Origin of the sequence: Enterovirga sp. GCM10030262 (assembly GCF_042666435.1) — a bacterium.
Taxonomy (GTDB): Bacteria; Pseudomonadota; Alphaproteobacteria; order Sphingomonadales; family Sphingomonadaceae; genus Allosphingosinicella.
This window is the reverse complement of sequence record NZ_JBHTDC010000002.1, coordinates 703,539-717,329: the sequence shown is the minus strand read 5'-3', so window position 1 is coordinate 717,329 and position 13,791 is coordinate 703,539. Positions and strand designations below refer to the sequence as shown.

General features: G+C 64.2%; 13 protein-coding genes. 7 read left to right on the top strand and 6 right to left on the bottom strand.

Features of this window, described 5'->3' with window-relative positions; translation table 11 throughout:
• Positions 1–20: 20 nt before the first annotated feature.
• Entirely contained in the window at positions 21–779 is a 759-nt protein-coding gene (locus ACFQRC_RS12700; RefSeq protein WP_379961788.1) for an SDR family oxidoreductase, read from the top strand.
• A gap of 40 nt (positions 780–819) precedes the next feature.
• Here the strand turns inward: ACFQRC_RS12700 and ACFQRC_RS12695 are convergent, their stop codons facing one another.
• Both ACFQRC_RS12695 and ACFQRC_RS12690 read right to left on the bottom strand, forming a co-directional pair.
• The gene (locus ACFQRC_RS12695; protein ID WP_379961786.1) at positions 820–2,175 is read right to left on the bottom strand and encodes an SRPBCC family protein; all 1,356 of its coding nucleotides are present in this window, start codon (positions 2,173–2,175) and stop codon (positions 820–822) included.
• On the bottom strand, positions 2,172–3,530 hold the full coding sequence (locus ACFQRC_RS12690) for an SRPBCC family protein (protein ID WP_379961784.1): 1,359 nt from the start codon (positions 3,528–3,530) through the stop codon (positions 2,172–2,174). Before ACFQRC_RS12690 ends, ACFQRC_RS12695 begins: the two co-directional genes overlap by 4 nt.
• Positions 3,531–3,681: 151 nt before the next feature.
• On the opposite strand from ACFQRC_RS12690, the gene ACFQRC_RS12685 reads away from it, so the two are divergent.
• Complete coding sequence (locus ACFQRC_RS12685; RefSeq protein ID WP_379961782.1) at positions 3,682–4,215, top strand: VOC family protein; 534 nt, start codon at positions 3,682–3,684, stop codon at positions 4,213–4,215.
• Positions 4,216–4,355: 140 nt separating this feature from the next.
• On the opposite strand, the gene ACFQRC_RS12680 is transcribed toward ACFQRC_RS12685, so the two are convergent.
• Positions 4,356–6,473: a PQQ-dependent dehydrogenase, methanol/ethanol family gene (locus ACFQRC_RS12680; RefSeq protein WP_379961780.1), complete on the bottom strand. Its 2,118-nt coding sequence runs from the start codon at positions 6,471–6,473 to the stop codon at positions 4,356–4,358.
• A gap of 27 nt (positions 6,474–6,500) precedes the next feature.
• A complete protein-coding gene (locus ACFQRC_RS12675; protein WP_379961778.1) occupies positions 6,501–7,850 on the bottom strand; it encodes an SRPBCC family protein in 1,350 nt (449 codons plus the stop codon).
• Between the two features lie 144 nt (positions 7,851–7,994).
• On the opposite strand from ACFQRC_RS12675, the gene ACFQRC_RS12670 reads away from it, so the two are divergent.
• Positions 7,995–8,561, top strand: coding sequence for a carboxymuconolactone decarboxylase family protein (locus ACFQRC_RS12670; protein ID WP_379961776.1), 567 nt, complete (start codon positions 7,995–7,997; stop codon positions 8,559–8,561).
• 68 nt (positions 8,562–8,629) lie between these two features.
• Here ACFQRC_RS12670 and ACFQRC_RS12665 read toward each other — a convergent pair whose 3' ends face one another.
• Entirely contained in the window at positions 8,630–11,149 is a 2,520-nt protein-coding gene (locus tag ACFQRC_RS12665; RefSeq protein WP_379961774.1) for a TonB-dependent receptor, read from the bottom strand.
• A gap of 303 nt (positions 11,150–11,452) precedes the next feature.
• On the opposite strand from ACFQRC_RS12665, the gene ACFQRC_RS12660 reads away from it, so the two are divergent.
• From ACFQRC_RS12660 to ACFQRC_RS12645, 4 genes are read left to right on the top strand one after another with little or no spacing between them, the layout of a single operon-like run.
• Positions 11,453–11,752: a putative quinol monooxygenase gene (locus tag ACFQRC_RS12660; protein ID WP_379961772.1), complete on the top strand. Its 300-nt coding sequence runs from the start codon at positions 11,453–11,455 to the stop codon at positions 11,750–11,752.
• Entirely contained in the window at positions 11,749–12,045 is a 297-nt protein-coding gene (locus ACFQRC_RS12655) for a putative quinol monooxygenase (RefSeq protein WP_379961770.1), read from the top strand. Before ACFQRC_RS12660 ends, ACFQRC_RS12655 begins: the two co-directional genes overlap by 4 nt.
• Positions 12,046–12,062: 17 nt before the next feature.
• Positions 12,063–12,644 (top strand): nuclear transport factor 2 family protein, encoded by a 582-nt coding sequence (locus ACFQRC_RS12650; RefSeq protein ID WP_379961768.1) that lies wholly within the window; start codon positions 12,063–12,065, stop codon positions 12,642–12,644.
• Positions 12,641–13,219 (top strand): nuclear transport factor 2 family protein, encoded by a 579-nt coding sequence (locus ACFQRC_RS12645; RefSeq protein ID WP_379961766.1) that lies wholly within the window; start codon positions 12,641–12,643, stop codon positions 13,217–13,219. The genes ACFQRC_RS12650 and ACFQRC_RS12645 overlap by 4 nt, the downstream gene beginning before the upstream one ends.
• Before the next feature lie 13 nt (positions 13,220–13,232).
• Here ACFQRC_RS12645 and ACFQRC_RS12640 read toward each other — a convergent pair whose 3' ends face one another.
• Complete coding sequence (locus ACFQRC_RS12640; RefSeq protein ID WP_379961764.1) at positions 13,233–13,781, bottom strand: VOC family protein; 549 nt, start codon at positions 13,779–13,781, stop codon at positions 13,233–13,235.
• Positions 13,782–13,791: the final 10 nt, after the last annotated feature.

Here is a 13,791-nt window from a genome sequence, read left to right as displayed (position 1 = left end):
GCCCGATCATGGAGAGAGCAATGGGACGTGTAGCGGGCAAGGTTGCTTTGGTGACGGGCGGAGGATCGGGCCTGGGCGCGGCGGACTGCGCCGCGCTGGCGCGCGAAGGCGCGCGGGTGGTGGTGACCGACGTGAAGCTCGAGACGGCCCAGCGCGTGGCCGCCCGAATCGGCGAGGGCGCGGTAGCCATGGAACTCGACGTCGCATCGGAGGAGGCCTGGATCGCGACGATGAAGGCGGTCGACGAGCAGTTCGGCCGGCTCGACATCCTCGTCAACAATGCCGGCGTGGTGCTCAACGCCGATGTCGAGGAGACGACCTTGGAGCAATATCGCTGGGTCAATTCGGTGATGAGCGACGGCGTCTTCCTCGGCTGCAAGCACGCCATCCCGCTGATGAACAGGAATGACGGCGGCTCGATCATCAACATGTCCTCGACCGGTGCCCTGCTCGGTTATCCGATCTTCTTCGCTTATTCCGCAGCCAAGGGCGCGGTGCGCTCGATGACCAAATCGGTCGCGGTGATGTGCCAGGAGAAAGGCTACAGGATTCGCTGCAATTCCGTACATCCCGGGTCGATCGAGACGCCGATGGTGCAGCAGGCGGAAGGACGGCCTGGCGAGGAGAGGGAGGTCCCCTCCGGCGTGCTGAAGCCGGGCGCCAGCGGCGCGCCGGAGGATGTGGCGGCGATGGTCCTGTTCCTCGCCTCGGACGAATCGCGCTTCGTCAACGGAGCGGAGATGGTCGTCGACAACGGCGTCACGATCCGGCCGTTCTGAATATAGGGCGGGGCCGGCCGTCGGCCGGCCCCGCGCGCCCTTACCCTTCCTTCGGCTCCATCCAGCGGTCGAGATGGGTGTGGAAGTGGCGCAGCCGTGCTTCCTGCTCGCCCCAGAGCGGGCCGCGGAAGCCGCGCGAACGGGCGCCTGCCTGAACGATCGGAAGCAGGTCCGAATCCTGGTCCAGCACCTCGCCCATGCCCGGCGGCTCGCCAAGCCCCGTGTGGACCACGTCGGGCCGGGTTTCGCCGCTGAGATCGACCTCGTCGCCCAGCCCCATCCACAGAGGCGCTCCATAGCCCGGAACGTCAATGTGACGGTAGAGGATGGTCGTATCATAGGTGAACTGGTTCGGATCGTCCGCATGCGGCTTGAAGCGGTGGAGGAACACTGCTTCGGGATGGCAGCCAACCTGCGCGTTAGGGAAGATTCCGAAGATGGTGGAATCGGTCAGCTGCGCGTCGCTGAACCTTTCATAGTCGATGCCGAGCTGCCTGGCGCGCTCCCGCTTCGCCATCGCGATCGCCGACCGGCTCTCCCGTGCGCTTCCCTCGAAGGTGTCGGGATCAAGCCCGGCATCCTTCAGCATCAGGGCGATGCCCGGGTTGATGCCCTCCTGGTCCGGGAAGTGGGAATTGGGCTGCCCGAACGGGACGAACTGCCGGCTCATCCCGTTTTCGTAAAGGTCGATATGGGTGCGATCGTCGAGCATCCCCATCGTCTGCGGGTGGATGGCGTGGAGGTGATAGCTTTCGTAGGTGGCATCGACGCCGCCCTTCCAGTTCGCAGCCCAATCGGACCGGCGATGCTGGACCACGTACATCTGGTCGATCTCATAGGTTTCGAGCATCGGCAGGATCTCGCCGAGATATTCCCTGAGCGGCGGCACGTCGTCGGACATGGAGATGAAAACGAGGCCAGCCGCTTCGTCTACCTTCACGGAGCTGAGGCTGGTGTCGTGGCACAGCACCTCCGGGCGGAACGTGTCCCGGTCGGTGACCTCGATATTCGTCCCGTCGAGATCGAACTTCCAGCTGTGGAACGGGCAGGCGAAGCTGTTCTGCGATCCGAAATCGTCCGTCACCAGCCGGCTGCCCCGATGCGGACAGACATTGTAATGCGCGGCGAGGCCGCCGTCGGCCTTGCGCACGATGATGAAGCTTTCGACGCCGATGTCGTAGCGCATCCAGTCGCCCGGCTCGCGCACGTCGCTGACCGGGCCGACCATCAGCCAGGTCTTGGTGAAGACCTTCTCCCATTCCTCTCGGGCGATTGTGGGATCGGTGTAGCGCGCCGGATCGGGCCGAGCCGATCCATTGTCGATCGCCGGCGCCGGAGTGTCGAACGGATGCTTGGAATCCTTGTGGACGGCCCAGCCTCGTGGATCGTAGTTCATGCGGCGTCTCCTTGTGCCATTTTGCGGTCGAGTTCCGCGTGGAAATGCCGAAGGCGCGCTTCCTGGTCGCTCCACAGCGGGCCTCGGAACCCGCGCGAGCGGGCGCCGGCCTGGACGATCGGCAGAAGCTCCGAATCCTGGTCGAGCACTTCGCCCAGCCCGGGCGGCTCGCCGAGCGCCGTGCGGACGATGTCGGGCCGCATCTCGCCGGTGAGGTCGATATCGTCGCCCAGCCCCATCCATGCGGGCGCGCTGTAACCGGGCGCGTCGATGTGCCTGTAGAGGATGCAGGTGTCGTACGTGAACTGGTTGGGATCGGTCGGGTGCGGCAGGAAGCGGTGCAGGAAGACCGCTTCAGGATGGCAGCCGATCTGCGCGTTGGGAAAGACGCTGTAGATGGTGGAATCGCTGAGCTGGGTGTCGCTGAACTTGCCGTAATCGAGCCCGAATTCGGCGCCGCGCTTGCGCTTCGCCTCCTGCACGGCGGCCCGCGTCTCGCGGGCGGTGCCCTGATAGGTGGCGGGATCGATACCGGCGTCCCGCAGCATCATGGCGATCCCGGGATTGACGCTTTCCTGATCCGCGAAGCGCGGGCTCGGCTGCGCGAACGGCACGAACTGACGGCTGAACCCGCCCGGATAGAGGTCGATCTGGGTGCGGTCGTCCATCAGGCACTGGGTCTGGGGATGGACGGCGTGGAGGTGGTAGATTTCGGCGAAAGCGTCGACGCCGCCCTTCCAGTTTGCGCCCCAGTCCGACTTGCGGTGCTGGATCACGTGCATCCTGTCGATGTCGTAAAGCTCGAGCTGCGGCAGGATCGGCGCGAGCCAGTCCTTGAGCGGCTCGATGTCCGGGTCCATCGAAATGAACACCAGGCCCGCCGCGACCTCGCAGCGGACCGACGTCAGGCTCGTGTCGTGGCAGAGCACTTCCGGACGGAACGTCTCCGGATCGGTGACGGCGACATTCTCGCCTTCCAGGCTGAACTTCCAGCTGTGGAAGGGACAGGTGAATTGCGACGCGCTGCCGGTGTCGGAAAGGACGATCTGGCTGCCGCGATGCGGGCAGACATTGTAATGGGCATGCACCCCCCCGTCATCGCCGCGCACGATGATGAAGCTCTCCGTGCCGATATCGAATTTCGCGAAGTCGCCTGGTTCGCGCACGTCCGAAACCGGGCAGGCGAGCAGCCAGCTGCGTGCGAACACCTTCTCCCATTCGTCTCTCGCGAACGCCGCGTCGTGATAGCGGCCGGGCGACGGGCGGGCGGTGCCGTTGTCGATCGGAGGCGCCGGATCGTTGAAGGGGTGGGGCTCTCCGATATGGATATCCCAGAGCCGGAATCCGAACGTCATCGCTCTCTCCTGTGAGTTTACATATCGGAAAACACATCCGTCTTGGCGCGGATCGACATCAAATTAAAAACATGCATGATTGTTTGGCAAGTAGATTCGCGCATGTGGCCGCGCGACGTGCCTCATTCACGGCCGCAGGGAGAATTTAATCATGAGCCACGCATTCGGCCCGGTCTTTCAGATCGCTTATGTCGTCGAGGACGTCGAATCGGCGATCGCCCATATGACCAAGGTGATGGGAATCGGGCCCTTCTTCATGTTCCCGGTGCCGCTCCAGGCGGAATGGATCGAGGTGCGCGGCGAGCGGGTGGCGCCCGATTACGACCTGCTTGGCGCGGCGGCGATCTCGTACAGCGGCGATTCGATGATCGAGATCATCCAGCCGGGATCGGCGCCGTCCGTCTATCGCGAGTTCCTCGATTCCGGGCGGAGCGGCGTCCATCATCTGGGGACGGTGGCGACCGACTATGACGCCCAGATGGCGGCGGCGCGCGCGGCCGGCATCGGCGTGGCGCTGGAGGGCGTGCTGCCGATCTCCCGCTTCTCCTATCTCGACACCGACATTTTGTTCCCGGGCACGATGGTCGAGCTGATCGAGATGGGGCCGGAGATGAAAGAGCTGTTCGGAATGGTCAGGGCGACCGCCGCGGAATGGGACGGCAAGGACCCGATCCGGCAGATGTAGAATCCGAGCCCTGCCCCCACCGTTCGGGCTGAGCCTGTCGAAGCCCTCTTCTTCCGCTCAGCAAGGCATGGGAAGAAGAAGCCCCTTCGACAGGCCCAGGGCGAACGGAGATCGGGCGACCACGCTCGGCCGCGCCGACTTCAGCGGCGGCCCTCCCTCAGGTCGGCCGCCCGCATCCGCAGATACTGGCGTATGGCCTCCCGGTCTTCCGCGCTCATCTCCTCGAAGCGGGGCATGCCGTTGGGCACCAGGATGCCATCGTGGATGATGGCGGTCATCGTGTCCTCCGACAGGATCGCGCCCGAAGTGCGCAGGTCCGGCGCGGTGCCGCCGGCGATCGCGCCGCCGCCGTGGCAGACCGAGCAACGGATGTTGAAGATGTGCTCGCCCTGCTTGGCAACGACCGGATCGGGCCGGAAATCGGGGTCCGCGACGGCCACGGCCTTGTAGGGCACCTTGGGCGGCAGCGTCGCCTTGCCATCGAGCGCGAAGGTGAGGACGCGGCGCTTCTGCGCGCGATAGTCGATCCCGAACGGCTCCAGCAGCGGACCGAACAAACCGGCGCTGGTGCCCATGCCGGCAATGACGGTGACATATTGGCGGCCGCCCACCGTGTAGGTGATCGGTGGCGCGACGATCGGCGCCTTGGCGTCGAAGTTCCAGAGCGCCCGGCCGGTCTTTGCGTCATAGGCGGTAAAGCTCGAATCGGGGTGGCCCTGAAAGACGAGGTCGCCGCCGGTGGCCATCACGCCGCCGTTGAAGTGGCCGGGCGTCGGTACGCGCCACGCCGCTTTCTGCGTCACCGGGTCCCAGGCGATGAGATAGCTCAGCGACTTGGCGTCGGCCGGCGGGCGGACGTCGAGCCGGACGCCGTAATCGAGCGCCATGCCCGGCGTCCGCTCCCAGTTTTCGGCGGTGATGCCGCGGTCGTCGAATGTCGCCTCGAGATCGATCGCCGGGATGAAGACGAGCCCCGCCTTCGGGCTGAAGGCCATGGGCGTCCAGCTGTGTGCGCCGACCGGCGTCGGTCGTATGGTGGAGGGAGCATTCTCGTAGCGGATGTTCGGCTCCTCGTTCGGCCGCCCGGTCTTCAGGTCGATGCTTTTCGCCCAGGTGGTGGTGACGAAGGGTTCGGCCGAGATGAGCTTTCCGTCGGTGCGGTCGAGCACGTAGAAGAAGCCGTTCTTGGGCGCCGTCATCAGCACCTTGCGCGGCTTGCCGTCGATGACGAGGTCCGCCAGCTGCATGTCCATGGCGGCGTTGAAATCCCAGCTTTCGCCCGGATTGGTCTGATAATGCCATTTGTACGCGCCGGTCTTCGCGTCGAGCGCGATGATCGAGCTCAGGAAGAGGTTGTCGCCCTTCCCTTCGCTGCGGATCTTGTGGTTCCAGGGCGATCCGTTGCCGGTGCCGAGGTACAAAGTGTCGAATTCCCGGTCATAGGTGATGGCGTTCCAGACGGTGCCACCGCCGCCATGCTTCCAATATTCGCCGGACCAGGTCTTGGCGGCCATCTCCATGGCCTTGTCCTCGAACCCGTCGGCGGGATTGCCCGGAACCGTGTAGAAGCGCCATTTCTGTTCGCCGGTTTCGGCGTCATAGGCGGTGGCGTAGCCGCGGATCGCGGCCTCGTCGGCGCCGCCATTGCCGATCACGACCATGCCGTCGAACACGCGGGGCGGGCCGCTGATGAAGCGTTGAGCGTCCTTCTCCATCGTCATCGCGCTCCACACCGGATTGCCGGTCCTGGCGTCGATGGCGATCAGGCGCCCGTCCTGGGTGGCGATGTAGACCTTGCCGTTCCAGTAAGCGATGCCGCGGCTGCCCCAGCCCTGGCGCAGCTTGTGCCCCGAGGCTTCGGGCGCCTTGGGATTATATTTCCAGAGCAGCTTGCCGGTCGCGGCATCGACGGCGTGGGCGACGCTGTAGCCGGAGGCGAAGTAGATAATGCCGTCTACCGCGATCGGGCCGGTCGCGGGGTTGCCGGGCTCCAGATCGAGCGACCAGATCAGGCCGAGCCGGTCCACGGTCTCGGTATTGACCTGGTCGAGCGGGCTGTAATGCTGCTCGCCATAGGTCCGCCCGAAGGCGGGCCAGTCGCGCCCGTCGCTGCCGTCGAACAGCTGCTGGAGCCAGCCGGCCGGCCCGATGTCGGCGACCGCTTCAGCGTTTCGCTGGGCCTGGTCGCAGGCCGCGACCGAAAGAATGAGCGCGGCGGACGAGGCAAAAACGAGGAAGGGACGCAACGACATGGGCATCGGCAAAAATCCAGTAAAGGGTATCGGTCAATCGGCGGCGAGGTAACGCTCTAGCTCGGCATGGAAATGGCCGACGCGCTGTTCCTGCTCGGAAAGCACGGCGCCGCGATAGCCTTTGCTCTCGATCCCGCGCTGCACCTCCGCGAACAGGCTGCTGTCCTGGTCGAACAACTCGCCAAGTCCTCCCTCGCGCCAGTCGATATGCTGGACCTCGACGGGTTCTCGGCCGCTGATGTCGCTGCCTTCGGGCAGGCCCATATAGGCCGGCGGCCGGATGTCGGGGTTCGTCTGCGGGTGCATCATCACGATCACGTCGAAGACGAACTTGCGGGGGTCGGTCGCGTGCGGCCGGAAATAGAGCATGCTGACGCCTTCCGGATGCATGCCGATCTGGATGTTGGGGAAGATGTCGTAATTCCAGTCGTCGGTGAGCTGGTTGTCGATGAAGCCGGAATAATCGATCCCGAGCTGCTCGGCCCGCACACGCTTCGCCGCCTGGACGGCTTGCCGCACGTCCTCCTTCGATCCGGCGAAGGTGTCGGGATCGATCCCCACTTCCTCCATGGTCGCGCGAAGGCCCGCATTGAGCCCCGGCGAGGCCGCCGACCCGCCCATGCGCGGGCTTTCATAAGCGAATTTGGTGACCATGCGGCTCATGCCGTTGGGGAAGAGGTCGATCTGGGCGTGATAGTCGTTGAACACCGGCAGGATCTGCGGGTGGATGGCATGGACGTGATAGGCCTCGTTGAAGCCATCGACGCCGATCTTCCAGTTCGATTCCCACACCGCCCGGACGCGGCGCATGATCCGCATGTCGCGCAGCCGATACGGACGGGCATGTTCGACGAGCGGCCCGAGATGCTCGAGCAGCGGCTTGGCGTCCTTGTCCATGTTGATGAAGACGAAGCCTTCCCAGCTTTCGCAGCGCACCTCGGACAGGTCGAGATCCCGGCACAAGGCTTCCGGCCGGAAGGTCTCGCGGTCGGTGACATGGTCGATCGCGCCGTCGAGGCCGAAACGCCAATTGTGAAAGGGACAGGTGAAGCCGCCCGGGCGAGACCCGCCCTCGTCGGAGACGAGACGGTTGCCGCGATGCGGACAGACGTTGAAATAGGCGCGGATACGCCCCTCGTCATCGCGCGTGACGATGAAGCTTTCCCGGCCGATCTCGAAGACGACATAATCGCCGGCGTCTGGAATATCCTCCTCGCGGGCGGCCCAGTTCCAGACCCTGGCCCAGAGACGGTTGCGCTCCTTCTCCATCCATTCAATCGAATAATAACGTTCGGGCGAAATCGGACCTGTGCCATTGTCTACAAATGGCGCCTTGGCTTCGTGGCTTCCTTCCGGAGCATCCGGATTAACGGGCCAAGTCATGACGCGATCATATTGGTAGGCGCTAGCCATAATCTGCTTCCACCTTATTGTTGGTATTTGATAGTTTGCGAATAGATGTGTAAATTTACTTCACAGTGCGTATAGTTCTCCTGCCACTCATCGATTGATTGGGGAGATATGAAGATGCCGAATATCGATATACCGCCGCAGCACGCCGCCGATCCACTCGGCTACGCGCTCGGCCATCACGCGCCGGAGATCGGGGCGGCGGCCGGCGCCTTCGTGCGCTCGGTCTATCAGTCGCTGCGGCTGCCGCTGCGGGTCGCGGAGGCGGCGCGATACCGCACCGCGCAGATCAATGGATGCCTGGTCTGCCAGGATTTCCGCGCCGGCGACCATCTCGACGCCTATCTCGAATCGGTCGGGGGCGATCCCTCGCGCTCGGTGGTCGCGCGGGGCGGCGCGCGTCCCGATGAGCCATTCTACGCGGCGATCTCGGACTGGCGGGATTCGCCGCTGTTCGATGGGCGCGAGCGTCTCGCCATCGATTATGCCGAGCGGCTGGCGGAAGGCCCCCGGGAGCTCGGTTACGACAGCGCCTTCTGGGAGGAGATGCAGGCCGCCTATAGCTACGCCGAGATCGCGGAACTGACCCTTGCGATCGGCTGCTGGATGGCGATGGGACGCTTCACCCATGCGCTCGGCCTCGACACGGTCTGCATGAGCGACATGCTCGAGCCTGCGGGCTGAAAACCTGAACGGCGGGGCGGAAGACCGCCCCGCCGTCCATGCGGCCCCTAGGGAAGGCCGCGCGTCGGTCATTGGCCGAACTTCGTGCCGAACTCGACGCCGAAGTAGCGCGGCGGGCCATATTGGCTGTTGAGCCAGAGGCCGGCGACGTTCTGCGATGCGATCCGGTAGCGCTCGTCAGTCAGGTTGCGGCCGATGAGCCGCACGAAATAGCGGTTGTCGGCTTCGGCGAGGGTGATCGATGCGTTCACCAGGGTGCGCGCATTGAGGTAGGTGTTGCCGAGCGGGTCGTCGATCGCCTGGGTCGACAGGTTGCGGGCGGTATAAGCGACGTTGCCGTTCAAGGTCACCTTGTGATCGTCGCCGACCGGCAGCTCGTAGGCGGCGTCCACCGTCCACTGCCATTTGGGCGCGCGGTCGAGGGGAGCGGTCGACAGGTCGTAGCCCGCACCAACCGCGTCGTAGCGGCCGTATTTCGCATCCTGATAACCCAGTACGCCGCGCAACGTCAGCCCCTCGAACGGCGTCGCCGACGTTTCCAGCTCGAGGCCGTTGACCGTCGCCGTGGCGGCGTTGACGAACAAGGTGACTTGGTTGGGCTGGCCGTTGACCACGATCGGCACGTTCAGCTGTTTCTGCAGATCCTTATACTTCACGTGGAAGCCGGTGAGGTTGAAGCGGATCCGGCGATCGAAGAACTCGCTCTTCATGCCGACTTCATAGCTGTCCGCCGTCTCCGGGTCGGTCGCGCGCGCCGCCTCGCGGAAGGCGTCGAGATCCGCGCCGAACGCGGCGAAGCCGCCAATCTGGTCGTTGAAGCCACCGCTTTTGAAGCCGTGCGACATGGTGCCGTAGAAGAACAGGTCCGGCGTCGCCTGGTAGCCGAGGCTCGCCCGGTAGGTCAGCTCCTTCGCTTTGGCATCCACGGAGACCACGCCCGCGGTGAAGTTGTTGACGCTGGCGTCGAGCGGCTCGTCGATGGTTATGCTGGGATCGAAGCCCCCGTTGAGCCCCGGAATGAAGGTCTGTTGCCGTCCGCGCCAGGTCTTGTCCTCCCAGGTGTGGCGCGCGCCCGCGGTCAGCGTCAGCTCCGGCGTGAATTCATAGGTGCCCTCGGCGAAAATCGCCTTGGAGGTCGAATTCTGGGCGTTGCACAGCAAATAGGGCGTGTCGTTCCAATTGCCGAACGGCAACGGACCGGAGGTCAGATCGAGGAAGCCGAGGATCTGCGAGACGCAGAAATCGATTTTTTCCTTCTGGTAGAAACCGCCGACGACGACATCGAACGGGCCGCCCGTGTCGGTCGCGAAGCGCACCTCTTGCTGCCAGGTCTTGCGATCATCGTCGCGGCGCGCGTCGAAGAAGGAAAGCGGCTGGCCATCACGGGCAATCGGCGCGACGCCGGCATAACTGTTCGGCAGCCGTGAGCGCTGGAAGCGATATCCCGAAACGGAGGTCAGCGTTCCGATGTCGAAATCGACGTCGACGTTCAGATAGACGCCGTCGACATTGATGCGCTGACCGCGCTCCATTTCGAGCAGCGCGTCGTTGCGATTGGTGAGGGCGGCATTGTCGAGCGGGTCGTTACTCAGGGGATTGGGGGAGGTGGCCCCGATCAGATCGGTGACGAAGGCCCCGTTGCCGGTGTAGAGATAATTCTCGTTGACCGACGGGACCGATTCCGATTTGTCGCGGATCCACTCATATTGCAGCAGCGCCTGGATGTTGCTGGTCGGCTCGAAGAGCAGCTTCGCCCGCGCCTGCCAGACATCCTTGCCGCCGCTGGTCTCGCCGTCGAGGCACCCTTGTACGCCGTCGAACTTGCTGGGAACGAAGCCCTGCACGGGGCCGTAGCAGGCGCCGTTCTTGTAATAGCCGTTGCTATATTCGTAGCCGCCGACCAGGCGAAGCGCGAGCATGTCCTCGATGATCGGCACGTTGATGGAGCCCTGGGCCTTGACGGTGCCGAAGCTGCCCGCCTGGCCGCGCACTTCGCCGCCGATTTCGTTCATGATCGGACGCTTGGTGCGGACGGTGACGGCGCCGCCCGTCGTATTCTTGCCAAACAGGGTTCCCTGGGGCCCGCGCAGCACTTCGATCTGCTCGATGTCGAACGTATCGAGCAGCTGGGTCTGCACGCTGGAGACGACGAAATCGTCGACCAGCACCGCCACCGGCGGTTCGAAATAGACGATGATCGATGTCTGGCCCACGCCGCGCATCGCGAACGAGGCCGCGTTGAAGTTCGTGATCGTGCTGGCCGAGAAATTGGGGACGAACGCGGCCAGGTCGCCGATGTCGCGAGGGCTAACCTGATCGATCAGGCCCTGATCGATGGCGCTGACGGCGATCGGCGTATCCTGCAGGTTCGTGGATCTGCGGGTCGCCGTGACGATGATGTCGCTCAATCCGACATCGGAGGCGCCTTCGTCCGCCGCTATATTGCTCCCGTCCGCCACTGCCGCTGCAACCGCCTCTTCCGCCTGCGGATCGCCGGCCGGATCGCTGGTCTGCGCGGAGGCCGGGGCCGCGATAAGAGCCGCCGCAATAACGCCATACGCGGATCCCCAAAGCCGATGGGTCTTCATGTTCCTGGTCTCCTCCCCGTGCTGAGATATCTTCGATCTCTTCCCGGCGAGATTAGCTTGTCCGACCGCGATTGCAATCAGGCATGATTGTTTTTTTTGATTGTATCAAAGTCGCCACGGTCTCGCGTTTTGCTGCATTGCAGCAAAAGCACCGCGTCCGGATCAATGCTACTGCGGCCTAGGGAGCCCGTAACATCGGCCCTTCATGCGGAATCCACGATATTGTCTTGAAAAGTCAGACATGATTGTTTTGAATGCTGCCCGATGCCTATTGGGAACGCATCTGACCAAAGAGGAGCGGACGTGGCCTACAGCTTTTTATCGCGATTTAGAATCAAGCCCGAGCGAGAGGCGGATTTCGTTCGCGCCGCCCTTGAGATGGAGGAGCTGGTCGACCGCGAGCCCGGCACGCTCGCCTTCAAATTTTTTCGGCTGGGTGAGCCCGGCATGTTCGCGGTCTACGAGTCGTTCGTCGACGAGGCCGCCGACAAGGCCCATATGGAGACCGCGCACGGCAAGCCGCTGATCGACGTGATGATCGCGTGCATGGCCGGCGGCTACGAGCGCGAGATGCTCTACGATCTGGTGGAGGGAACGGCATGAGCGGCAAGAGCTTCATCGCGGAGCTCCGCGCCAGGCCCGAGAAGCGCGACGAGCTGATCCGCCTTCAGGCCGAACTCAAGGCGCTGGCGCACGCCCAGGAGCCGGACCTCATCGTCTATGAGCTGTTCCAGTCCGACGAGGACCCGGACCTGTTCCAGGTCGTCGCCACCTTCCGCGACGACGCCGCCTTCGACCATCACATGCAGATCGACTTCCACGACCGGCTGGTGCCGCCGATCCTGGACTGCCTGGACGGCGAGATGAAGCTCGCTTTCTACCGCTCGCTCGGCTGACAGGGAGAGAGACGAACATGGCCGTCACCGACGCCGACATCGACGATTTGATCGCCCGCCGCGACATCTATGCGGTGCTCACCCGCTATTCCCGCGCGCTCGACCGCGCCGACGTCGAGCTGATGAAGAGTGTCTACTGGCCCGACGGGACCGACAATCACGGCGTCTTCAACGGCAATGCCGCGGAATTCGCCGAGTTCATCGTCCGCGAGATCCAGAACTGGTTCGAGGTGACGATGCACGGCCTGATGAACGTGCACATGGAGATAGAGGGCGACGTCGCCTGCACCGAGACCTACCTCTTCGCCTATCACAAGGTGCGGGCGGACAAGGCGCACGAGATTTTCGGATCGCGCTACATGGCGATGTTCGAAGGCCACGGGCTCGACCCCGATCATCATCATTTCTATTTCGGCGGCCGCTATCTCGACCGGTTCGAGCGGCGGGAGGGCGAGTGGCGAATTGCCAACCGCCAGGTCGTGATGGACTGGAACGACAACCGTCCCTCGGGCGAGATACTGGACCAGGGCATGTTCGCCACGCTCCAGCCACGGGGCGAGCGGGGAGCGGGAGACTTGGTCTTCACGAATGTCCCGTGAGTCGCCGGGCCGACCTCGAGGATCTGGTCGCGCGCCGCGACATCTATGCCGTCCTGACGCGCTATTGCCGCGCGCTCGATCGCGCCGACCTGGAGCTGATGCGCACCGTCTACTGGCCCGACGGCGTCGATATTCACGGCATCTACAGCGGCAATGCGGGCGAGTTCGTCGAGTTCATCATCGGCGAGATCACGCAATATTTCGAGATGGGGACGCACTGTCTGCTCAACGTCCATATCGACGTCGACGGCGATGTCGCCTGCGCGGAGAGCTATCTCTATTCGGCATGCCGGGTGCGGCAGGACATGGTCGAGCAGATTTTCGGATCGCGCTACGCCGAGATGTGCGGCGGGCGCGGGCTCGACGCCGCTCACGAGCAATTCGTCATGGCCGGCCGCTATCTCGACAGGCTGGAGCGTCGGGACGGCGAGTGGCGAATCGCCCAACGACAGGTGGTGATGGACTGGAACGACAGCAATCCATCGAACCAGATAGTGGACGAGGGGCTGTTCGCCGCGATGCGCCCGCGCGGTGAATGGGGGCGGGGCGACCCGGTCTACGCGAACCGGCCTTGAGCACCCTCCATCCTCAGGCGGACGGCCGCGCCGAAAGCTCGCGCAGCAGAGTGGCGGGATCGCCGTCCCAGCGGTCGCGCGCCTTGCGCACGGCCTCGAAGAAGGCGCGGATCGTTGGCTTGTCCTCGACGATCTCGGTCATGCAGCCGATCGTGGCCGACGTGTCGACATAGGCGTAGCGCATGTCGCCGAACAGGCCGTCGGCGGCGACTTCGTGCCCCTGGTCGGTCAGGACCGCGACCGCCGCCGCGAAATCGGACTCGATAAAGGCGATGTGGTGGAATCCGGTCGTTCCCGGCGCCACCGTGTCGCGATAGGCGGAAGGGCCGTCGCCATGCTGTTCGATCAGTTCGATCTGGACGTCACCCGATTGCGCGACGGCGGTTGAGAAGCGGGTCCCGCTGGCGCGTCCGCGGTAACGGGCGTCGGCCACCTTGATGTCGCGGTTGATCAGGAAGGGGCCGGCGCCGAGCAGGCGGTTCCATTGCCGGGCGGCGTCCTCCAGCCGGGGCACGACCCAGGCATATTGGATGATGTCGGGGCGAAATGGGGTGGGCAGCATCGATGCTTGT